Annotated in this window: 18 protein-coding genes; 11 read left to right on the top strand and 7 right to left on the bottom strand. The window is 53.3% G+C overall.

Annotated elements, in window-relative coordinates; translation table 11 throughout:
- Positions 1-58: 58 nt before the first annotated feature.
- From znuA to lpxM, 3 genes are all read left to right on the top strand, one after another.
- The gene (gene znuA / locus HA50_RS11300) at positions 59-1,027 is read left to right on the top strand and encodes a zinc ABC transporter substrate-binding protein ZnuA (protein WP_084875385.1); all 969 of its coding nucleotides are present in this window, start codon (positions 59-61) and stop codon (positions 1,025-1,027) included.
- Positions 1,028-1,041: 14 nt separating this feature from the next.
- The gene (mepM, locus tag HA50_RS11295; protein WP_084875383.1) at positions 1,042-2,376 is read left to right on the top strand and encodes a murein DD-endopeptidase MepM; all 1,335 of its coding nucleotides are present in this window, start codon (positions 1,042-1,044) and stop codon (positions 2,374-2,376) included.
- Positions 2,377-2,502: 126 nt separating this feature from the next.
- Positions 2,503-3,477 (top strand): lauroyl-Kdo(2)-lipid IV(A) myristoyltransferase, encoded by a 975-nt coding sequence (gene lpxM, locus HA50_RS11290; protein ID WP_084875380.1) that lies wholly within the window; start codon positions 2,503-2,505, stop codon positions 3,475-3,477.
- A 41-nt stretch (positions 3,478-3,518) separates the two neighbouring features.
- Here lpxM and HA50_RS11285 read toward each other — a convergent pair whose 3' ends face one another.
- The 4 genes from HA50_RS11285 to HA50_RS11270 form a co-directional block, all read right to left on the bottom strand.
- Positions 3,519-4,457: an omptin family outer membrane protease gene (locus tag HA50_RS11285; RefSeq protein ID WP_084875378.1), complete on the bottom strand. Its 939-nt coding sequence runs from the start codon at positions 4,455-4,457 to the stop codon at positions 3,519-3,521.
- Between the two features lie 515 nt (positions 4,458-4,972).
- A complete protein-coding gene (locus tag HA50_RS11280; protein ID WP_084875376.1) occupies positions 4,973-6,205 on the bottom strand; it encodes an MFS transporter in 1,233 nt (410 codons plus the stop codon).
- Between the two features lie 86 nt (positions 6,206-6,291).
- A complete protein-coding gene (gene pyk / locus HA50_RS11275; protein ID WP_084875375.1) occupies positions 6,292-7,734 on the bottom strand; it encodes a pyruvate kinase in 1,443 nt (480 codons plus the stop codon).
- Between the two features lie 108 nt (positions 7,735-7,842).
- Complete coding sequence (locus tag HA50_RS11270; protein WP_208617315.1) at positions 7,843-8,721, bottom strand: MurR/RpiR family transcriptional regulator; 879 nt, start codon at positions 8,719-8,721, stop codon at positions 7,843-7,845.
- A gap of 364 nt (positions 8,722-9,085) precedes the next feature.
- Between HA50_RS11270 and zwf the strand changes: the two genes are divergently transcribed.
- Positions 9,086-10,561 (top strand): glucose-6-phosphate dehydrogenase, encoded by a 1,476-nt coding sequence (zwf, locus tag HA50_RS11265; protein WP_084875373.1) that lies wholly within the window; start codon positions 9,086-9,088, stop codon positions 10,559-10,561.
- A gap of 53 nt (positions 10,562-10,614) precedes the next feature.
- Here the strand turns inward: zwf and dhaR are convergent, their stop codons facing one another.
- Complete coding sequence (dhaR, locus tag HA50_RS11260) at positions 10,615-12,600, bottom strand: dihydroxyacetone kinase operon transcriptional regulator DhaR (RefSeq protein ID WP_084875371.1); 1,986 nt, start codon at positions 12,598-12,600, stop codon at positions 10,615-10,617.
- Between the two features lie 435 nt (positions 12,601-13,035).
- On the opposite strand from dhaR, the gene HA50_RS11255 reads away from it, so the two are divergent.
- The 5 genes from HA50_RS11255 (at position 13,036) to HA50_RS11235 (ending at position 17,816) form a co-directional block, all read left to right on the top strand.
- Positions 13,036-13,764 carry an MIP/aquaporin family protein gene (locus HA50_RS11255; protein ID WP_084875369.1) on the top strand — a complete coding sequence of 243 codons (729 nt, stop codon included), beginning with the start codon at positions 13,036-13,038 and terminating at the stop codon, positions 13,762-13,764.
- A 57-nt stretch (positions 13,765-13,821) separates the two neighbouring features.
- Positions 13,822-14,886: a dihydroxyacetone kinase subunit DhaK gene (dhaK, locus tag HA50_RS11250; RefSeq protein ID WP_084875366.1), complete on the top strand. Its 1,065-nt coding sequence runs from the start codon at positions 13,822-13,824 to the stop codon at positions 14,884-14,886.
- Between the two features lie 73 nt (positions 14,887-14,959).
- Positions 14,960-15,583 carry a dihydroxyacetone kinase subunit DhaL gene (gene dhaL, locus HA50_RS11245; RefSeq protein WP_084875363.1) on the top strand — a complete coding sequence of 208 codons (624 nt, stop codon included), beginning with the start codon at positions 14,960-14,962 and terminating at the stop codon, positions 15,581-15,583.
- A 30-nt stretch (positions 15,584-15,613) separates the two neighbouring features.
- Positions 15,614-17,038 carry a dihydroxyacetone kinase phosphoryl donor subunit DhaM gene (gene dhaM / locus HA50_RS11240; protein WP_084875361.1) on the top strand — a complete coding sequence of 475 codons (1,425 nt, stop codon included), beginning with the start codon at positions 15,614-15,616 and terminating at the stop codon, positions 17,036-17,038.
- Positions 17,039-17,177: 139 nt separating this feature from the next.
- Positions 17,178-17,816, top strand: coding sequence for a bifunctional 4-hydroxy-2-oxoglutarate aldolase/2-dehydro-3-deoxy-phosphogluconate aldolase (locus HA50_RS11235; RefSeq protein ID WP_084875359.1), 639 nt, complete (start codon positions 17,178-17,180; stop codon positions 17,814-17,816).
- A 42-nt stretch (positions 17,817-17,858) separates the two neighbouring features.
- Here HA50_RS11235 and HA50_RS11230 read toward each other — a convergent pair whose 3' ends face one another.
- Positions 17,859-18,758 carry a LysR family transcriptional regulator gene (locus HA50_RS11230; RefSeq protein ID WP_084875356.1) on the bottom strand — a complete coding sequence of 300 codons (900 nt, stop codon included), beginning with the start codon at positions 18,756-18,758 and terminating at the stop codon, positions 17,859-17,861.
- Between the two features lie 119 nt (positions 18,759-18,877).
- Here HA50_RS11230 and HA50_RS11225 point away from each other — a divergent pair, with 119 nt between their 5' ends.
- Positions 18,878-19,657, top strand: a complete 780-nt coding sequence (locus HA50_RS11225) for an alpha/beta fold hydrolase (protein ID WP_084875354.1) — start codon at positions 18,878-18,880, stop codon at positions 19,655-19,657.
- A gap of 39 nt (positions 19,658-19,696) precedes the next feature.
- Here the strand turns inward: HA50_RS11225 and purT are convergent, their stop codons facing one another.
- Positions 19,697-20,875, bottom strand: coding sequence for a formate-dependent phosphoribosylglycinamide formyltransferase (gene purT / locus HA50_RS11220; RefSeq protein ID WP_084875352.1), 1,179 nt, complete (start codon positions 20,873-20,875; stop codon positions 19,697-19,699).
- A 163-nt stretch (positions 20,876-21,038) separates the two neighbouring features.
- Between purT and HA50_RS11215 the strand changes: the two genes are divergently transcribed.
- A complete protein-coding gene (locus HA50_RS11215; protein ID WP_084875350.1) occupies positions 21,039-21,692 on the top strand; it encodes a tellurite resistance TerB family protein in 654 nt (217 codons plus the stop codon).
- Positions 21,693-21,740: the final 48 nt, after the last annotated feature.

Raw genomic sequence — 21,740 nt, 5'->3', positions numbered from 1 at the left:
GAATTTCGAATGTTATAATATCACATTCCATCACCTGGTCACGATGGAATGACGCATTATGTTACACAATAAAAAGCGCCTTGCTTTTACCCTTCCTGCGGTCGCGCTAGCGGCTTCATTTACCCTGCCAGCATCCGCTGCGGTCGTTGCCTCAATTAAACCGATTGGATTTATCGCCGCTGCGATTGCCGATGGCGTAACGCCGGTGGAAGTGCTGCTGCCGGATGGCGCGTCTGAGCATGATTATGCACTACGTCCTTCAGATGTAAAACGTATAAAAAACGCAGACTTAGTGGTTTGGGTTGGCCCGGAAATGGAAGCCTTTCTGACCAAGTCAGCCGCGGAACTTCCGGCGAATAAAAATCTGGAAATTGCTGATCTTGCCGGGGTAAAACCGCTGCTGATTACCGGTGCGGATGACGATGATGAGCATGATCATGCGCACGATCAGGGACATGCAGCAGCAGATTCCGCTGATCATGATGCCGCTGATGAACACCATCATGGTCAGTTTAATATGCATCTGTGGATGTCCCCAGAGATCGCAAGGCAATCTGCGGTTGCAATCCACGGAAAATTATTGGAACTTATGCCGCAAAGCAAGGCCAAACTAGACGCCAACCTGCAGCATTTCGAAGCAGAATTAGCGGATACGGACAAACACATTGGCGCGCAGCTTGCTCCGGTGCGGAATAAGGGTTACTTCGTTTTTCACGATGCTTATAGCTACTTTGAGAAACATTACGGTTTATCACCGTTAGGGCATTTTACCGTTAATCCTGAGATCCAACCGGGCGCACAGCGTTTAAATCAAATACGAACACAGTTGGTTGAGCAGAAAGCGACATGCGTTTTTGCTGAACCACAATTCAGGCCGGCGGTCATCGATGCCGTGTCACGAGGGACGAATGTGCGTAAAGGTACGTTGGATCCATTGGGCATGGGAATCAGCTTAACCAAAGACAGCTACGTGAAATTCCTCTCACAGCTGTCGAGCCAGTATGCAAGCTGCCTGAATGGAGCATAGAGGAATAGGTAAAAGTGCAGCAGATAGCCCGCTCTGTCGCCCTCGCATTTAATAATTTGCCGCGCCCCCACCGCGTTATGCTGGGGTCATTAACTGTTATTACGTTGGCCGTCGCTGTCTGGCGGCCTTACGTTTATCATCCCACCGATGATTCTACGCCGATCGTCAAAAATGTCCCACTGGACAAATTCGAATTGCAGAATCTGCTGCCGGAAGACAGTGAGCCGGTCGATCAAGCGACGCCAGCACCGGAAGAAGACATCCCGGCAGACGATATCGATAAAGACGTGCCGGACAATCCGAACGTGCACGATTACACCGTCTCTGCAGGGGATACGCTGAGTAGCGCCCTTAATCAGTACGGTATCGACCTCGGTGACATCAATGCGTTAGTCAGCAGCGATAAAGATCTGCGAGGTCTGCGTGTGGGTCAGCAGCTGAGCTGGACCCTGAACGCCGACGGACAGTTGCAGAGCTTCAGCTGGGAGCTTGATCGTCGCGAAACCCGCACTTATCAGCGTCAGGATGACGGCAGCTTCAAAATGCAGCAGGAGCTGCAAAAAGGCGAATGGCAAAACAGCGTGATGAAAGGCGAAGTGCACGGCAGTTTTGCTGCCAGCGCTCGTAGCGCTGGATTGACCAGCACGGAAATCAGTAACGTGATTAAGGCGATGCAGTGGCAGATGGACTTCCGCAAGCTACGTGCTGGCGATCAGTTCAGTGTGCTGATGTCACGTGAAATGCTCGACGGCAAGAGCGCCCAGAGTCAGCTGGTTGGCGTACGCCTGCATACCGGCGGCAAAGATTACTATGCCTTCCGTGCCGAAGACGGCAAATTCTACGATCGTAACGGTTCCGGCCTGGCGCGTGGCTTTATGCGTTTCCCGACGGTGAAGCAATACCGTGTATCGTCCAACTTTAACCCACGTCGTCTGAACCCGGTCACCGGCCGCATTGCGCCTCATCGCGGCGTCGATTTTGCGCTGCCGATTGGTACGCCGGTATTAGCGGTGGGTGATGGTGAAGTGGTGATGGCGAAGAACGGCGGTGCGGCGGGTAATTACGTGGCGATCCGTCATGGCCGTCAGTACATGACGCGCTATATGCATCTGAGCAAAGTGCTGGTGAAGCCAGGGCAGAAGGTGAAGCGTGGCGATCGTATCGCGCTTTCCGGCAATACCGGACGCTCAACCGGGCCGCATCTGCACTTTGAAATCTGGATTAATAATCAGGCCGTTAACCCACTCACGGCGAAACTGCCGCGTATGGAAGGGCTGACCGGTAAAGATCGCAGCAGCTATCTGGCGGATGTGAAAACTTACCTGCCGCAACTGGCACTGCAGCAGTAACGCATTATCACGGGCAAAAACGCAAAACCGACGGATTATTCGTCGGTTTTTTGCTATCTGACGCACGAAGATTGCAAAATTAGTCATCGTCACTATTATTGACCGGTCATTGTCAGAGGCGAGTGCATGGAAACCCGTAAAAAAAATAACATTGAGTTTATTCCCGTTTTTCAACGTTCTTTTTTGAAGCCGAAATACTGGGGCAACTGGCTGGCGATTGGTGCGCTGGCCGGTATGGCTATGTTACCCGCAAAAGTGCGTGATCCCCTGTTGGGCGGCCTGGGTAAGCTGGCGGGTAAGCTGGCAAAAAGTGCGCGTCGTCGCGCGTTGATCAATCTGTATTACTGCCTGCCGGAGCTGAGCGAAGCCGAGCGTGAAACCATCGTCGATGAAATGTTTGCTACCGCCCCGCAGGCGATGGTGATGATGGCCGAACTCGGCATACGCAACCCGGAGCGGGTGCGTCAGCGTGTTGACTGGTTTGGTCGCGACATCATCGACCAGCTACAGGCCAATAATGAAAACGTCATTTTCCTCGTTCCGCATGGCTGGGGTGTCGATATTCCGGCGATGCTGCTGGCATCTGAAGGACAGATGATGGCAGCGATGTTTCATAACCAGAGCGACCCGCTGATGGATTATGTCTGGAATACGGTGCGTCGTCGTTTTGGCGGGCGTATGCATGCGCGTAACGATGGCATCAAACCCTTTATCAGCTCCGTGCGGCAGGGCTACTGGGGCTATTATCTGCCGGATCAGGATCACGGGGCGGAGCACAGCGAGTTTGTTGATTTTTTTGCCACTTATAAAGCGACATTACCGGCAGTTGGCCGCCTGATGAAGGTGTGTCGGGCGCGCGTGGTGCCGTTGTTCCCGGTGTATAACAGCACGACACATCGTCTTGAAGTCTATGTGCGGCCGCCAATGGATGATTTGCTGGAAGCGGATGATAAAACGCTGGCGCGTCGTATGAATGAAGAAGTGGAAATCTTTGTTCGCCCGCATCCGGAACAATATACCTGGATTCTCAAGCTGCTGAAGACGCGCAAAGAGGGGGATATTGAACCCTACGTGCGTAAAGATCTTTATCCCCGCAAATAACGCAAAAAAACCTGTCGGGATGAACCCGACAGGTTGAGTGATTAGAAGCGATATTGCAGACCCACCGTAACGGTGTAGTTTTTGTTGGAAATACCTGCCGCATCACCACCGAAAGACGCTGACTCACCGGTTGGTGTGTCGATAATCTGGGTGCCACCTTTACCTTCTTCGTATTTGCTGTAAGTAAATTCAGCAAATACTTTGGCATTCTCGGTGACATAGTAACCCGCATCCACAGCCGCACCATAGTAACGGGAGTTGGAGGTTTTCTCGCGGAAAGTCAGTTCACGCTGATAATGTTCGTCGTTGTCATGCGCACGAACCCAGTCGCTGAATTTAAACTGGGCGTTAAATTCGAAATCATTGATACGGTAATGACCGACCAGACCAATATATGGCATGGAGAAACGCTGGCTGTAACCAATTCCCCGTTCACCGGGTGGATTGACACCGACATTCGTACCGTTGTCGTAGTTATAAGAACCACCATAGGCAGTCCAGCTGAAACGCGTCTCCTGATAACCTGCCACCGCACCGACTTTATAATCGTCGCCCTGCAGGAACCAGCCTTTCACATTCAGATCGTATTCATTGGCGTAATTCACATCGGTGCTCGGATGTGATGAGTGATCGGTCCAGCCAGATTGGTTGGCATTTAGCCAGTCATAATCATCCATATGGCCGGAACCGGAAGCCAGAGAAGTCCAGCCACGTGCATTCAGGGTGAGGAATGACCATGCATCCCAGGAAATATCACCTTTCAGGATGGCGACATTTTTAATTTTCCAGTCCAGCTGGCTGACTTTACGTGCGTTGCTTGCATCATAAACCAGCTCTTTAGATTTACCGCCCAGCATCCCCACCGAAGTGGCGACACTCAGGCTTTCCGGTGAAAAGTTTGGTGTGAATTGCGCAGACTCCGCATAAGCGGTCCCTGAAAGCGCGGCCATCATCATTACCGCAACAGCATTCTTGTTCATGTTATATCCCGTGTTTAATTAAACTAATCCTTAAACTGCGCGCACAGACTAATGTGCAGGGAAATGTCAGGCAAGTGTAAGTTTTTCGCTAAGAAAGCGTGCGATCAGAGTTCAGCAAAATTAACTAATAAAAGTTTAGGTTCTGACGATAATAATCGATCGCCCTGCAGATGGAGGGTGTCGGGTCCGGATAATTGTCCGATGAAGCAACAAGTTAGTTGAACAGGTAAGCTAATCTTCAGGGAGGCTATGCCGGTTGGGAGGAGAGAATTAATTTTTATCGCGAATTAATTTGTCTTCATCATTCAGAACGAGATTTAATTTTCGAGGCGAATTAATGGGCTATTTGCGTTATGAGAAAAACAGGTGATAAATTAGCCAAAAATAAAGTTCAACAGATGTCCATGAAATCTTTTCATCATTTTTTTTAAGGTAAATTTTTTGCTGAAAATATCACCCAATATCAGGCGTTGAATTATCCGATCCGATCATCTAATACAACGCCTGTTAATTAATCAGACTTCAGTGACCTGGCTGCGGCGTTTGCGTTCCCGCAGAAACAACGTCACCAGACCGAACCACATCACACCGCTGGCGAAGTTAATCGCGCTAAACCAGGGTGTACCGCCGCTGAAATAAGCGCTTTTCGCCAGCTCGATGCCGATAGCCAGCGTCAGGATACTGATCATGCCCAGCATTGCAGCAATACTGCCTTTGCCTTCATTGCTGGCGTAGAGGGTGAGACGGTACAGCCCGGCGTTGACCATCCCGGCACCAAAGGCATACAGGCTCAGACCCGCCGTCAGCAACAGATAGCTGTGGCTATTCAGCAGGTTTGCCAGCAGCGCTATGCTCAGGCCGATCAGAATCGGCCATGCGGCAAATTTCACCGGTTGCTCAATCGGCACCCGTCCCGCCAGTTTCCCCAGTGTCAGGTTCCCGGCGATCATTGCCAGAAACACCGGTAATTGCAGCAAGGCGTAATGCAGACGCGACAGACCTTCATCATGCATCAGAATCACCGGCGACAGGGCGACCCAGGTGAGAATCGGGATAAACACCAGGCCAATCGCGAAGGAGCCGTACATCACCTGTTTATCGCGCGCCAGGCGACCATAGCCGCGCGCCAGATTGGGCAGGGCAATGGAGTGACTGCGGTCACCGGCCGTTTCAGGCATGATGCGCCACAGCACCACGAAGGCCACGATGCTACAGGCGGCAAACAACCAAAACATGCTGCGCCAGTCACCGACGCTAAGCCAGGCCGCACCGGCCAGTGGACCCGCCAGCGGGGCGAGCAGCGCCACATTCGCCATTAACGCCATCATGCGCACGGCCAGCGCTTCGGCGAAAGCCTCCTGTACCGCGGCATAGCTGACTGCGCCGATAAAGCACAGGCTGATACCCTGAATAAAGCGCAGGGTGACAAATTGCTCGATGTTCTGTACCAGCGTCGTGAGCATGCAGGCAGCGGCAAAAAACAAAATGCCGAACAGTAACACCGGACGGCGACCATATTTGTCGGAGAGTGGGCCGAGCAGCCATTGCAGTACCACTCCACCCATCAAATAGGCTGTCAGCGAGGTGGAAACCCATTCCGGCCCGACATTGAATTCACTGGTGACCAGCAACATCCCAGGTTGAATCATGTCGTGGGCGATATAGGTGGCAAACTCAAACAACACCAGCGCCAGCGGAAATAGCAGCACGCGTCCGGTGAGTTGAGTAATGGGTTGAAAGCGGGCCATCTGGCCTCCTTGTCAGAGAAAATAAAACGCGACTGCCAGGGCAGTCGCGTTTTCCTTGTTGTTACAGCCGCTGTCAGTGGGCGTATTTAGTCTACGCGCAGCACCCGGCTGGTATTGGTGGTGCCGGTGGTCGCCATCACGTCGCCCTGGGTCACTATCACCAGATCGCCGGAGACGAGGAAACCTTTGTCACGCAGCAGGTTGATGGCGTCGTGAGCGGCGGCAACACCGTCGTTGTTACTGTCGAAAAAGACCGGCGTCACACCACGGTATAGCGCGGTCAGATTCAGCGTACGCTCGTGACGTGACATTGCGAAGATCGGCAGGCCCGAAGTGATACGTGATGTCATCAGCGCGGTACGGCCTGATTCTGTCATGGTGATGATGGCGGTAACCCCTTGCAGGTGGTTCGCGGCATACATCGCGGACATCGCAATCGCTTCTTCGATGTTGTCGAACTGCACTTCAAGACGGTGCTTGGACACGTTAACGCTCGGGATTTTTTCCGCGCCAAGACAGACTTTCGCCATCGCCGAAACCGTTTCTGCCGGGTACTGACCCGCAGCGGTTTCAGCTGACAGCATCACCGCATCGGTGCCGTCGAGCACGGCGTTCGCCACGTCCATCACTTCAGCACGAGTTGGCATCGGGTTGGTGATCATCGATTCCATCATCTGCGTTGCGGTGATAATGGTGCGGTTCAGCTGACGCGCACGACGAATCAACGCTTTCTGAATGCCGACCAGTTCCGGATCGCCAATTTCCACACCGAGGTCACCACGCGCGACCATCACCACGTCAGAAGCGAGGATGATGTCATCCATGGCTTCCTGGGTTGCTACCGCTTCAGCACGTTCCACTTTCGCGACCAGCTTGGCTTCGCAACCGGCATCGCGCGCTAAACGACGCGCATAGTTCATATCTTCACCACAGCGTGGGAAAGAAACGGCCAGGTAGTCTACGCCAATTTTCGCGGCAGTGAGGATATCGGCTTTATCTTTCTCAGTCAGCGCTTCGGCTGACAGGCCTCCGCCCAGTTTGTTGATGCCTTTGTTATTGGAAAGCGGGCCACCGACAGTGACTTCGGTGAAGACTTTCATGCCCTGAACTTCCAGCACCTTCAACTGCACGCGCCCATCATCCAGCAGCAGAATGTCACCTGGCACCACGTCAGCAGGCAAACCTTTGTAGTCGATACCGACTTTCTCTTTGTCGCCTTCACCTTTGCTCAGGCTGGCATCCAGCAGGAAGCGGTCGCCAACATTGAGGAATACTTTGCCTTCTTTAAAGGTCGATACACGAATTTTCGGACCCTGCAAATCGCCGAGAATGGCGACATGGCGACCCAGCTTGGCCGCAATTTCACGCACTTTATTCGCGCGTAGCTGGTGATCTTCCGGGGAACCATGGGAGAAGTTGAGTCGTACAACGTTCGCACCCGCCGCAATGATTTTTTCGAGGTTATTGTCGCGATCGGTTGCCGGGCCGAGGGTTGTAACGATCTTGGTTCTTCTGAGACGTCTGGACATGAAGGACTCCGTTGACTAAGTATCGTGTCCCTGTCATCTGGACACGTTGTGGTCACATATTCTATATGATCGATGGGCTGTGATTCGACTCACATTGTGAATGTGATGTTAATTATTTTGCCGTGCATTGATTTCTGTCTGCACTTGCTTCTCCAGGCGCGAATCTCTCAGCGCCTCTTTAACCCGTTTTAGATTCTCGCGGAAAGAGGTGCCGCGCTCAAGGGTAAAACCCGTAGCCAGGACATCGACCATGGTCAATTGCGCCAGGCGGGAAACCATCGGCAAATAGATATCAGTATCTTCCGGAACATCGAGTGTCAGTGCCAGTGTGGCTTCTGCCGCAAGCGGTGAACCGGGGGATGTGATAGCCAAAACGGTGGAAGCGTTTACACGCGCCAGGCGAGCCAGTTCTATCATATTTTTGGTTCGACCAGTATGTGATATGAGAACAAAAACGTCATTTGGTCCACTATTTATGCAACTCATGCGCTGGATCACAATATCTTCCGACCAGATGACCGGCAGATTAAAACGCAGGAATTTATTGGTGGCGTCATGGGCGACTACGGCGGAGGCACCGAGACCAAAAAAAGCAATTTTATTGGCACGCGTCAGCGCCCGAACCGCCTGATGAATCACCGCCATATCCAGCTGCTGGCGCACGCGATTGAGACCGGCCAGCGCCGAATCAAAGATTTTATGGCTGTAGCTTTCAACGCTGTCATTTTCTTCCACGTCCCGGCTGACCCAGTTTGGGCCTTTCGCCAGGCTCTGTGCCAGTTGCAGCTTAAAATCAGGAAAGCCTCGCGTGCCCATGCGATGGCAAAAGCGATTGACCGTGGGTTCACTCACCCCGGCGGCAGCGGCCAGCGTGGCGATGCTGGAATGCATGGCCTGCTGGGGGGCGGCAAGGATTTGCTCCGCGACTTTACGTTCCGATTTGCTCAGCGCCTGCAATTGCGCCTGAATCTGTTCCAGCATATTGATAACCCGATGACCGCTCATCACTTTTGCCAATTTCATTTATGGATGAAAGGGCGCTCTGTTAACAACAATATACCGTGTAAACTGCAGTCGCACGCAGTTGCGGATAAATGTAAACGCGATTTTTTTGTCATACTTTGACCCGTGATGGGTTTTGCCCCGACAAAAGCAGAAACAGAAAAAGCGTCAAAAGCGCACGTGACAACACACGTTATTCATCAATCGCGTTCAGAGTTATCACACGTAAACCTGTGTCCGGGTTGTTCCGGCACAGGGAAAAAAGTACATTGTGCTGTAAGAAAATTACAATAAGGACCCGGTAAATGAGGACGCTCGACCGGGTATATCCTGCAACGAGGAGAGGAAAATGGCGGTAACACAAACAGCCCAGGCATGCGATCTGGTGATTTTCGGTGCCAAAGGCGATCTTGCACGCCGGAAACTGTTGCCTTCACTGTATCAGCTGGAAAAAGCCGGTCAGATTCACGACACCACGCGCATTATCGGCGTAGGCCGCGCGGAGTGGGACAAAGACGCATACACCAAAGTGGTGCGTGAAGCGCTGGAAACCTTCATGAAAGAGAAGATCGATGAAGCGCTGTGGGACAAACTCAGCAGCCGTCTCGACTTCTGTAACCTCGACGTAAACGATACTTCGCACTTTTCTCGTCTGGGCAAAATGCTCGACCAGAAAAATCGCGTCACCATTAACTACTTCGCCATGCCGCCGAGCACCTTTGGTGCCATCTGCGATGGTCTGGGTTCAGCCAAACTGAACGCCAAACCGGCGCGTGTGGTGATGGAGAAGCCGCTTGGCACCTCGCTGGAGACCTCTCAGGAGATCAACAACAGCGTGGGCAAATACTTCGAAGAGAGCCAGGTCTTCCGTATTGACCACTATCTGGGCAAAGAAACGGTACTGAACCTGCTGGCACTGCGTTTTGCTAACTCGATCTTCGTGAATAACTGGGACAACCGCACTATCGACCACGTGCAGATTACGGTGGCTGAAGAGGTGGGTATCGAAGGCCGCTGGGGCTACTTTGATAAAGCGGGCCAGATGCGTGACATGATCCAGAACCACCTGTTGCAGATCCTCACCATGATCGCCATGTCGCCGCCATCCGACCTGAGCGCCGATGCGATTCGTGACGAAAAAGTGAAAGTGCTGCGTTCGCTGCGTCGCATTGATCAGACTAACGTGCGTGAAAAAACTGTGCGTGGTCAGTACACCGCCGGTTTTGTCCAGGGCAAAAAAGTACCGGGCTACCTGGAAGAAGAGGGTGCCAACAAGCAGAGCGGTACAGAAACTTTCGTGGCCATCCGTGTTGATATCGACAACTGGCGCTGGGCGGGCGTACCGTTCTACCTGCGTACCGGTAAGCGTTTGCCAACCAAGTGTTCTGAAGTGGTGGTGTACTTCAAGAACCCGGAAATGAACCTGTTCAAAGATTCCTACGCTGAACTGCCGCAGAACAAGCTGACCATTCGCCTGCAGCCGGATGAAGGTGTGGATATCGAGATCCTGAACAAAGTGCCGGGTCTGGATCACAAACACAAACTGCAGACCACCAAGCTGGACCTCAGCTACTCCGAAACCTTCAACCAGTCGCATCTGGCGGATGCTTATGAGCGTCTGTTGTTGGAAACCATGCGTGGCATTCAGGCGTTGTTCGTGCGCCGTGATGAAGTCGAAGCCGCATGGACATGGGTGGATTCCATCATTGATGCATGGAACGCCGATGCGGATGCGCCGAAGCCGTATCAGGCCGGCACCTGGGGACCGGTCGCCTCGGTGGCGATGATCACCCGTGACGGACGTTCCTGGAACGAATTCGAGTAACCCACGAAAAAGCCCGCGATTGAGCGGGCTTTTTTTTGCCTGCGGACATTACCTCAGCGCGTCTTATAATCTTCCAGATGAATATTGAAGGCTTTCAGTTTCCGCCACAGCGAGGTGCGGCTGATCTTTAATGCCTCGGTGATCTTAATGGCTCTCCCCTTGCACTGGATAGCGGCCTGGATCAGGGCGTCCCGCTCCATATCATTAAGACTGTGCAGACCATTAGCCGGGGGCGCAACGCCAATATCGCGAATCCTTTCAATCAGGGAGGAAGGAATATCTTTCGCCCGAATCATTGCGCCGTCGCTGTAACTGAAGGCGCGTTCAAGCACATTACGCAATTCACGGTTATTGCCCGGCCAACTGTAACGCGTTAATAGTTGCAACGCATCGTCCGACAACGACACGTTTTTACCCACCTCATGGCTCATAATCTTCAGATAACGCTTTATAAGCGTAGGAATATCTTCGCGGCGCTCGCGCAATGGCGGGATATGGATATCAAACGATTGCAACTCATACAGTAAATGGCGGCGAAAGCGGTTTTCATCGACGTATTGATTGATATCGACCGTGGTGGTGGTGATGAGACGGACATCCAGCGGCACCAGCAGCTGGTTGGCTTTGCTAAGTAGTCCGGTTTTCAGCAGTTGCAGCAGCGCGGTCTGCACTTCTGCCGTCAGATATTCAACATTCTCCAGCAGCAATGTGCCGCCTTTAGCTAGCTCGAATTTAGAAATCACATGCTTGTCACCGTTAATCACGCCGCCGAGAAACTCGCTGGTCATCGCTTCACGCAGGATTGCCTGGCAGTTAATGGTGATAAAAGGCTTATCCTGACGCTCGCTGGCATTATGAATCGCCTGCGCCAGGTGCGACTTGCCCAGCCCTTCCTCTCCGTGCAGCAGCACCGAACCTCGTCCTTTCGCTGCCTGCTGTGCCAGACGCATCACGCGCCGAATCGCATTGGAACTTCCCACATAGTCGAGATCGTCAAAGGTCAGACGCGCCCAGACACCACTGTGGCGATGTACCAGTTCACGGATGCGATCGATGGGATGCAGCAGGGCGATATAGCGGTCCGGGCTATTATTGGGGCCTTTAACGATCTTCAGGGAGATCGCCAGTGAAATAAAACTGCCATTAAACTCAATGGCGGTTTCAAACAGATCGACTTCACGATTGTGTTCAATGGCATTAATGATGTTTTGCGGCAATTTAATAATGTCGTGAATATTTTTCCCGAGGATCTTTTCGCCTTTAACATTAAATAAATCGCTGCCGTGAATATTGAGATACAGAATGGTGCCTTTATTGTCCCAGGCCAGCACGCCTTCTTCTACGCCGTCCAGCAGTGCATGGACTTCGCTGAGGTGCTGATTGGATTCGGCCAGAACCAGGTCGGTATTCAGCCTGGCGGTAATTTGTTGTTCGATGGAGTGCACCAGCGCCAGTCCAAGCGTCGGCAGGGTGTCATTACCGGTCAGCAGGACAAGACCCACCGCGCCCATCACGGTGCTGTCGCTATCAAAAACTGGTGCGGCACAAACCGTAAACGGGTGCAGATGCCGGTTGAAATGTTCATAGCCTCTGACGCTGACCGTTTCGTGCAGCAGCAGGGCGCTGGAAACGGCATTATTGCCCATCATGCCTTCCCGCCAGTAGACACTGGCGCGGATCCCCAGTGCGGCCAGGCGGGTGGTCATTGCCGGGGTGGCGTAAAATCGCAGCGTACAACCGGTTTCGTCGGTAATGAAGATGGCGCAATCCGGCGTATCAAGATATTCGAAAATATCCTCGATAATCGGTGAGGAGATATTCAGCATCTCCGATTTGTTGCGGCACAGCGAGTCGAAGGTGATGCCTTTGGCATAAAGTTGTGGTGGCCAGTGGTCGTGCCGCTGTTGTCGCCGACAACGCAGCCAGGACTCCTTCAGCCAGGGTTTAATATCGAGACGATCCAGACTGGTGAGGTTGCTAAACTCGCCGGGATCTTTGGCGACAAACGCCCGCCATATCGCTTTCATATTGAGACGCATGCGTTGCCTTCCTGCTGAAAAAGATCCAGCGATTAATATTGAGGTACGCGTCTGTAACGCGCACGTAGCGCTATATGTAGAATATTTTGGTTCTTTCCAGGAAAAGGACGTCGCAATTTGTGACATCGATCGGCAAATATTTTTCCGCAGTTTAGCCAGTAGAAATGGATATATAATTTATTGAAATTTAACTTCTTTTTAATTTCACTCTGAGTGGCTGTGAAGTGTCTCACATCTTTTAATACAGTATGACGGCGGTCAAATAACCTATTTTTTCGCTGGCGGAATGTTTCTTTTTGCAACCTTCCGCGGAAAAAGACTGTTTCCGGATTGAACAAAAAAAACTTTTTTACAGCCTTTTTCCCCCTTTCTATTCTCACCTTGTTCTTGCATAAGACGACCAGCACTATCACCTGTTAATTAAAGGAAAGAAAGATGAACATCTTTTTATCAGAAATGGTCGGCACCATGCTGTTGATCCTGCTTGGCGACGGTGTGGTGGCCAACGTGGTATTAAAACAAACCAAAGGAGGAAGTAGCGGCTGGATTGTCATTACCGCAGGCTGGGGCTTTGCGGTGACAGTCGCTGTTTATGCCGTCGGCTGGGTCAGCGGCGCGCACCTCAATCCGGCGGTAACCCTGGCTGTCTGGCTCCAGGGCGGCATTCCTGCAAGCGTGGTGCCGGTTTACTTTATCGGCCAGCTTGTTGGCGCGTTTCTCGGCGCAATTCTGGTCTGGCTCACCTATAAGCGCCACTATGATGTTTCCGACGATAAAGGGTTAATCCTCGCCACCTTTTGTACCGGTCCTGCCATTCGTGACTATAAATGGAACCTGGTTACCGAAATTATTGGCACTGCAATGTTAACGTTTGGCGTACTGGCGATTTTTAACTCGCACAACGGTATTGCTGGCGGCTTCGGACCTTACGCGGTCGGTGTGCTGGTGTGGAGTATTGGTCTGTCGTTAGGTGGCCCCACCGGCTATGCGATCAACCCGGCGCGTGACCTTGGCCCGCGTCTGGCCCACGCGTTGTTGCCGATAAAAAATAAAGGCGGTTCCGACTGGGGCTATGCCTGGGTGCCGATCGTCGGTCCGCTAATCGGCGGCGCAGCTGGCTCATTATTATACTCAATCTTGATTCCTGTCTTTACCACCCATTAACCGTCAGCTCCCCTGGCCGCAAGGTTCGGACGGGGGAGATCATACGAGGAAGGATTGATGAAAAAGTTAATCAATAAAGTCGATGATGTGGTCAGGGAACAATTGGAAGGCTTTGCTCTGGCGCATCCGGAATTGCTGGTGAATACCGAACCTTTCTATATCTGTCGTCGCACAGATAAACCGAAGGTGGCGCTGATTTCCGGTGGCGGGTCGGGACATGAACCGATGCATGGCGGATTTGTCGGTTTCGGGATGCTCGACGGTGCCTGTCCCGGACATATTTTTACCTCACCGACCCCCGATCAAATGTATGAATGTGCGCAAAAGGTCAACAGCGATAACGGCATTCTGCTACTGATCAAGAATTACACCGGGGACATTCTCAATTTTGAAACCGCGGCGGAATTGTTACACGGTGAAGGTATTCCGGTGCAGGTGGCGGTGATTGACGATGATGTCGCGGTCAAGGATAGCCTTTACACCGCCGGGCGACGTGGTGTCGCGACCACCGTGCTGGCGGAGAAAATACTCGGGGCGGCGGCTGAAGAAGGTTACAGCCTCGATGAATGCGTGCAGCTGGCCACACGTATCGGCAATCGTGGCCGTTCCATTGGCGTGGCGTTGTCGGCCTGTACCGTCCCGGCGGCTGGCCGGGCCAGTTTTGATTTGGCCGATGATGAAATCGAGTTTGGCATAGGTATCCACGGTGAGCCCGGTATTCGCCGCGAGAAGTACAGTGATTGCGATACGCTGGTCACGGAGATGGTCAACGAAATTCTCGACAACACCCCTTACAGCCGCGTGCTACGGCAGTGGGACGGTGAAAAAGGCGAGTGGGTGGAAAATAGCCAGACCACCGAGCCGCTGAATGAACAGGACAGTGTGATTGTGCTGGTCAATGGGCTGGGCGGCACGCCGTTGTCGGAGCTGTATGCCGTGTATCGCAAAACGACAGAGATTCTCACCGGGCGCAACATTCATATCGCCCGCAATCTGGTGGGCACTTTCTGCAGTTCCATCGACATGCAGGGGGTATCGATTACGTTATTGAAAGTCGATGAGGAGATGCTGACGTTGTGGGATTTTCCGGTCAGCACCCCAGCGCTACGCTGGAAAATGTAACGCGGTGTCGCGGCCTGGTCGCTGATGACGGGCCGCTCCGACACCGGATGAAATCACTCTCCGGGGGATAACAATGGTCGTAACCAAGAAACAGGTGATTGACTGGCTGGATGCGTCGGCAGCGGTGTTTGAACAACAACAGGAGTTTCTGACCAATCTGGATCGTGAGATTGGCGATGCCGATCACGGGTTAAACATGAACCGTGGCTTCAAAAAGGTGAAAGAAAAGCTGCCGACGCTGGAAGATAAGGATATCGGCACCATTTTGAAAAATACCGGCATGGTGCTGTTGTCGAGTATCGGCGGTGCCAGTGGGCCGCTGTATGGCACTTTTTTCATTAAATCCGCCGAGTGCGTGATGGCGAAAGAAGAGCTGACAGTGACAGATTTGTACAACATGTACCGGGAAGGGACGGATCGTATCAGCGCACGCGGTATGGCGCATCCGGGTGATAAAACCATGGTGGATACGCTGTCAGCCATTGTCACGTCGTTGCAAAGCCAGCAGGACGCGCCATTGGCAACGGCATTGAGTACTACTTTGCAGGCTGCTGAGGCGGCAATGAAAAGCACCATTCCGATGAGAGCAGGGAAGGGACGCGCCAGTTATCTTGGCGAGCGATCCATCGGCCATCAGGACCCTGGTGCCACCTCCAGCTATTTGCTGTTTAAAACACTTTGTGAGGTTGTTGGTTAACAGTTGCAGTCCTCAATAAGGTTATGAAATATGGTCAATATCGTGGTGGTTTCTCATAGCAGAAAACTGGCCGACGGGGTTGTTGAGCTGGCGTCACAAATGACGCAGGGAAAAGTGAAGTTCGCGGTAGCGGCGGGGATGGATGACCCGGAGAATCCGATAGGCACTGACCCGGTGGCGATAATGGCGGCCATTGAGGATGTCATGGATGACGAGGTCCTGGTGATGGTCGATATGGGTAGCGCGATCCTCAGTACCGATATGGCGAAGGAGCTGCTGGGCGAGGAGGCCATGGCGCGGGTTCAGGTCTGCGCGGCACCGCTGGTGGAAGGCACTGTCGCAGCGGCGGTGGCAGCGGCAGCGGGTCAGTCCATTGACCAGGTGATCACCGAGGCACACCAGGCGCTGGCGGCTAAATATGCCCAGCTGAATCAGAGTGACTGGCTGGCCGGTGCACCCGCGCCGGTGAGCGACACCATCCACTATCCCCTGCACTTTTCCTCGACCATAACCAACCCGACCGGTATCCATGCCCGCCCGGCATCGGCGATTGCCCGTTGCCTGAATCAATTTGACGCCGATGTGCAGCTGGCTAACGGTGATCGCGTGCTCAACGCGAAGAGTATGAACAACGTGGCGCGACTGGCGATCAAATGTGGCGACGTGATTACCCTGCATGCGCGCGGGCCGCAGGCACAGCAGGCGATAGACGCTTTTGCGGCACTGGCTGCGACACAATTCGGTGATGAGGGGCAGGAGGCCGTTGCGGTGGACGATGCGAGGAAAAAACCGCCAGCATCGGTAGCTGTCACCGTCTGCCGTATTGAACGGGGGAAGCCGCAGCTCCCGACGCGAACGGCTGAAGCAAAACCACATGCACTTGCCCGGCTCAGCGATGCAATAACGGCCGCGCAACAGGAGCTGGCGGCATTGGTCGCCACCACGGAAAAGCAATTATCTGACAAAGAGGCGGCCATTTTCTCCGCTCATCAGATGATGCTGGAAGACAGCGAACTTTATGATGCGACCTGTGAAAAGATGGACCAGCAAAACGCGCCTGTTGAGCACCTTTGGCTGGCAACCATCAGCCAGATGGCGGATGAGTATCGTGCCATTGAAGATGCTTATTTACGCGAAAGATATGTCGATGTTTATGACGTCGGCATGCGGGTATTGCGCTTGCTACTCGGACACCCGTTAGTGACTTTGCCGCAGCAGCATACCCCCACGCTGATTATCGCTAATTATTTATTACCTTCCGAGATCATGGCGCTGGATAGTGCCTGGATTGAGGGCATTTATTTTACCGGCATCGGTGCCTGGTCCCACCCGGCGTTGCTGGCAGCCGCGCGCGGCATCCCGGTGTATATCGATGACGCTCAGCGTACCCTGGCATACCGGGATGGCACCGTGGTCAGGCTGTCTGGCGATTCCGGTGAGATTTTACCGCTGTAGCGATTAAGCAGAATGAACCGTAGTTTCAAAAATACTTAGCAGCCAATAGACGCGAGTCACACGAATCTTGTATGGTACGGCTCAGGAACATCCCACAGACCAGGCTCATGGTCTGACTGAAACCCCCTTAGGAAACGTGATGAAAAACTGGAAAACAAGTGCAGAACAGATCCTGACAACCGGACCGGTCGTACCGGTCATTGTGGTGAACAAACTCGAACACGCTGTGCCGATGGCTAAAGCGCTGGTTGCGGGCGGTGTGCGTGTGCTGGAAGTGACCCTGCGTACACCCGTCGCCATGGATGCGTTACGCGCCATGATTAAAGAAGTCCCTGAGGCGATTGTTGGAGCGGGCACCGTCATTAATCCTCAGCAATTGAAAGAAGTGACCGATGCTGGCGCGCAGTTCGTGATCAGTCCCGGCATTACCGAACCGTTGCTGCGCGCGGCAGTAGAAGGGCCGGTGCCATTGATCCCAGGAATCAGCACCGTCTCTGAGCTGATGACCGGTATGGATTATGGCCTGCGTGAGTTCAAATTCTTCCCGGCAGAAGCGAATGGCGGGGTGAAAGCGCTCCAGGCTATTGGCGGACCCTTCCCGCAGGTGCGTTTCTGCCCGACGGGTGGCATTTCACCGGCTAACTACCGTGATTATCTGGCGTTGAAAAGTGTGCTGTGTATCGGGGGTTCCTGGCTGGTGCCCAATGATGCGCTGGAAGCAGGCGACTGGGATCGTATTACGCGTCTGGCACAAGAGGCGGTGGCTGGCGCTAAGTAAGCCATAATCCCTCTCCGTTACCGGCAGTGCGCTGCCGGTACATCAATGCTCACTGTTGCTGGCAAACGTTGTTTTAAGCCGTTCAATAAACAAGCGTGTTTTGGTATTTACATACTTTGCATTGGGGGTAATGGCGTGCATTGGAAGCGCTGGGCAAGCCCATGCGGGTAAAACCTGGACTAATTCACCGCTTGAAAGATGGCGATTAAAAACAAAAGCCGGGCCATAAGCGATCCCGGCATGTGCCAACGCTACCTCCAGCATAATCGCGGTATTGTTGGCGAGAAAACGTCGTTTATCATCTGCCTGAATCCATCCCTGTTTATCATCATAAAAATGCCAGGGCGCGGCATTCTGATTACCCATATAACCTATCAGCGTATGACTGTGTAGTTCAGCCGGTGTCGCCGGCGAGCCCGCAACGGCCAGATAGGCTGGGGTGGCACAGGCCAGTAATGGGCAATCCGCAATTTTTCGCGCAATTAACTCTGAGTCGGGTAGATGGCCGATACGGAGCGCCAAATCGATACCCTCCTCCACTAAATCAATGAAGCGATCCTGTAACTGCAGTGTAATGTTTACCGCAGGAAAATCGGCCATAAACTGTGCAATCAACGGGCCGAGATACAAGGTACCGAAGGTTACAGGGGCTGCGATACGTAAGGTTCCGGTTGGGTTACTTTGTATGTCTGCCGCTTCACGATTAGCCTCTGCCCAGGCTTCAAGAATATGTTTGCTCCGGGCCATGTATTTTTGCCCAGCGTCAGTCAGACTTAACCGCTGCGTCGTGCGTTCAACCAATCTCGCGGCAACCCTTTGCTCCAGCGAGGCGAGATAACGGCCAGCCATCACCGCTGATAACCCGAGTTTTCTTGCCGCCGCCGCGATGCTGCCTTCTTCCACTGCGGTCACGAATACTGCCAGCTCCGTGAAGCGATCCATAATTCCCCATGCGTATTTTAAGTATGTAATCTATGAACTATGGCGATCATTCCCTATTTAAATGTAATGACGCAAGATCTGTCGCAACAAAATGAACATTTCTCTTAACAGGATGGAAAATGAAAATTATTGCGAACGGTGTTGAGCTGAATATTACAGAATATGGTCAAGGGGAGACTGCCCTGGTATTTCTGCATTTCTGGGGGGGATCGTCTTTGACATGGCAGGGAGTCATGGCGCGTTTGAGCGAGGATTTTCGTTGTGTCGCCATTGATGCACGCGGTGCTGGCGCTTCTGCTGCACCTGCCAGTGGTTATAACACTGGCGATCATGCTGATGATGTACAGGCGGTGATTCAGGCTCTGGGATTACAACGTTATATCCTGGTGGGGCATTCTATGGGGGGAAAAGTCGCACAGTTGATTGCCAGCCGCCGCCCGCAGGGACTGTCTGGTGTGGTGCTGGTTGCCTCATCACCACTTGCGCCCATGTCTATCAGTGACGAGCAGAGGGAAATGATGCGTACGGCTTATGCCAGTGAAGACGCGGCTCGCTGGACAGTGGAAAATATTCTGACTGCCTCACCGATCGCGACAGAAGCGAAGCAACAGCTTATTCAGGATGCTTTGCGTATGGACCCTTTAGCGGTCAATGGCTGGCTCGATAGCAGTTCAAAAGAGGATTTGCACGCGGTGGCTTCTGCCATAAGAGTGCCGGTGGTGGTGGTGACAGGGGAGCGTGATCAGGTTGACCCACTGACAGTGGTGAAAAGACAAATCACCGTGCATTTTCCCGGCGCGGCATTGCATATTCTTCCAGGTAAAGGGCACCTGTTACCACTTGAAGCGGCATCTGCGGTCGCCGACATCGTGCACAATTTTGCGGCAACCTTGCGATAAAGTTAACAGCGGTGAGCACAGGGCTCACCGCTTCAGGTATTAACCTTCGACTTTCACCGCAGCTGCGCTGGCAATGGCGCGGGCGATGGCATCATCGGTATTTTCACCCGTAGCAAGTGCGACACCCAGGCGACGCTGACCCGCGATTTCCGGCTTGCCAAACAGGCGCAGTTGCAGACCGGCACCCAGCGCCGCTTCGACATTAACGAAACGCACATTGTTGCTTTCCAGCTGCGGCAGGATCACCGCCGAAGCTGCCGGGCCATACTGGCGAATGCCGCCAATCGGCAGGCCGAGGAAGGCACGCACATGCAACGCGAATTCCGACAGGTCCTGTGAAATCAGCGTCACCATGCCGGTGTCGTGCGGACGTGGCGAAACTTCGCTAAAGATGACCTCATCACCGCAGACAAACAACTCCACGCCAAACAGGCCGTAACCGCCCAGCGCTTTCACCACTTTCTCTGCGATGTCCTGGGCGCGTTGCAGCGCCAGATCGCTCATCTGCTGCGGCTGCCAGGATTCACGATAATCGCCGTCTTCCTGGCGATGACCGATTGGGGCGCAGAAATGAATGCCATCCACAGCGCTGATGGTCAGCAGGGTGATTTCGAAATCAAACTTCACCACACCTTCCACAATCACACGACCGGCACCGGCACGACCACCCTGCTGAGCGTAATCCCACGCCTTATCCAACTGGCTGGCATCGCGAATAAAGCTCTGGCCCTTGCCTGATGAACTCATCACTGGCTTCACGATGCACGGGAATCCGATGGTGTCAGTAGCGGCGATAAAGTTTTCTTTGCTATCGGCAAACTGGTAGGTAGACGTCGGCAGGGACAGTTCTTCCGCCGCCAGGCGACGAATGCCTTCGCGGTTCATGGTCAGGCGTGCCGCGCGCGCGGTGGGCACCACTTTTTGTCCCTGAAGCTCCAGTTCCAGCAATTTTTCCGTGGCGATAGCCTCAATTTCCGGCACCACAAAATCGGGTTTTTCCTGAGCAATCAGCGCAGCCAGTGCATCACCATCCAGCATGTTAATCACATGGCTGCGATGGGCAACGTGCATGGCCGGGGCATCGGCGTAGCGATCGACCGCAATCACTTCCACACCAAGACGCTGGCACTCCAGTGCCACTTCTTTGCCCAGCTCGCCTGAACCTAACAGCATGACACGCGTTGCGGCAGGACGCAGCGCGGTTCCGAGAGTCGTCATAATTTCACCTTAGCAGTCAAAATGCGCGCGCAGTATATACGAAAACGTTTGCGTTCTCACCTTTTCCCCCTGATAAGGTTTGCCTTACTTTTCTCCGCTCTGACATTTCCTGACATCTTCTGCGGCAGCATGTGAAACCGGAATCCTAAACAGGAGTTAAACGATGAATAACTGGTTGCAGCAAATTCAATCGGTACTGAAAAAGCAAGGAAGCGCGGGTAAGGGGAGTGGCCTCAGTGACATGCTGGCACCCGGCGCGTTAGGTGGGCTGGCAGGGTTGCTGATCGCCAGCAAATCTTCACGCAAGCTGCTGACCAAATATGGCGGAAAAGCGTTAATTATTGGCGGTGGCGCGGCAGCGGGTGCTGTGCTGTGGAACAAATACAAACAGCGGGTGAGTGAAACCCATCAGAACGAAGCGGGTTATGGTCAGTTGCAAACACCGCTGGACCAGCGCGCAGCACGTCTGGTGACCGCGCTGGTATTCGCGGCCAAAAGCGACGGGCATATTGACGATCGTGAACGCACGAACATCGAACAGAATATTCAGCAGGCTGGCTATGGCGCGCAGGCTGAAGCGCTGATTCAGCAGGCGATGAATCGTCCGCTGGATCCGCACTGGCTGGCTGCGGATGTCAAAAATGAGGAAGAGGCACTGGAACTCTACTTCCTCAGCTGCGCAGCCATTGATCTCGACCATTTTATGGAGCGCAGCTACCTCTCCGCGTTGGGGGATGCATTGAAAATCCCCCAGGATGTACGCGAGGAAATGCAAAAAGATCTCATGGCAGAGAAAGCGGCACTCCCCGCCAGTTAACCAGCCGAAGGCCACATCCGTGGCCTTCGTTTACATTTTCCTGTGCTG

Origin of the sequence: Pantoea cypripedii, assembly GCF_002095535.1 — a bacterium.
GTDB classification, from domain to species: domain Bacteria; phylum Pseudomonadota; class Gammaproteobacteria; order Enterobacterales; family Enterobacteriaceae; genus Pantoea; species Pantoea cypripedii.
This window is presented reverse-complemented; position numbering and strand designations above follow the sequence as displayed.

Excerpts from the sequence above, each read along its gene's own strand:
- znuA (WP_084875385.1), top strand. The coding sequence starts at position 59 with ATGTTACACAATAAAAAGCGCCTTGCTTTTACCCTTCCTGCGGTCGCG.
- lpxM (WP_084875380.1), top strand. The coding sequence starts at position 2,503 with ATGGAAACCCGTAAAAAAAATAACATTGAGTTTATTCCCGTTTTTCAA.
- HA50_RS11285 (WP_084875378.1), bottom strand. The coding sequence starts at position 4,457 with ATGAACAAGAATGCTGTTGCGGTAATGATGATGGCCGCGCTTTCAGGG.
- HA50_RS11280 (WP_084875376.1), bottom strand. The coding sequence starts at position 6,205 with ATGGCCCGCTTTCAACCCATTACTCAACTCACCGGACGCGTGCTGCTA.
- pyk (WP_084875375.1), bottom strand. The coding sequence starts at position 7,734 with ATGTCCAGACGTCTCAGAAGAACCAAGATCGTTACAACCCTCGGCCCG.
- zwf (WP_084875373.1), top strand. The coding sequence starts at position 9,086 with ATGGCGGTAACACAAACAGCCCAGGCATGCGATCTGGTGATTTTCGGT.
- dhaR (WP_084875371.1), bottom strand. The coding sequence starts at position 12,600 with ATGCGTCTCAATATGAAAGCGATATGGCGGGCGTTTGTCGCCAAAGAT.
- HA50_RS11255 (WP_084875369.1), top strand. The coding sequence starts at position 13,036 with ATGAACATCTTTTTATCAGAAATGGTCGGCACCATGCTGTTGATCCTG.
- dhaK (WP_084875366.1), top strand. The coding sequence starts at position 13,822 with ATGAAAAAGTTAATCAATAAAGTCGATGATGTGGTCAGGGAACAATTG.
- dhaL (WP_084875363.1), top strand. The coding sequence starts at position 14,960 with ATGGTCGTAACCAAGAAACAGGTGATTGACTGGCTGGATGCGTCGGCA.
- dhaM (WP_084875361.1), top strand. The coding sequence starts at position 15,614 with ATGGTCAATATCGTGGTGGTTTCTCATAGCAGAAAACTGGCCGACGGG.
- HA50_RS11235 (WP_084875359.1), top strand. The coding sequence starts at position 17,178 with ATGAAAAACTGGAAAACAAGTGCAGAACAGATCCTGACAACCGGACCG.
- HA50_RS11230 (WP_084875356.1), bottom strand. The coding sequence starts at position 18,758 with ATGGATCGCTTCACGGAGCTGGCAGTATTCGTGACCGCAGTGGAAGAA.
- HA50_RS11225 (WP_084875354.1), top strand. The coding sequence starts at position 18,878 with ATGAAAATTATTGCGAACGGTGTTGAGCTGAATATTACAGAATATGGT.
- purT (WP_084875352.1), bottom strand. The coding sequence starts at position 20,875 with ATGACGACTCTCGGAACCGCGCTGCGTCCTGCCGCAACGCGTGTCATG.
- HA50_RS11215 (WP_084875350.1), top strand. The coding sequence starts at position 21,039 with ATGAATAACTGGTTGCAGCAAATTCAATCGGTACTGAAAAAGCAAGGA.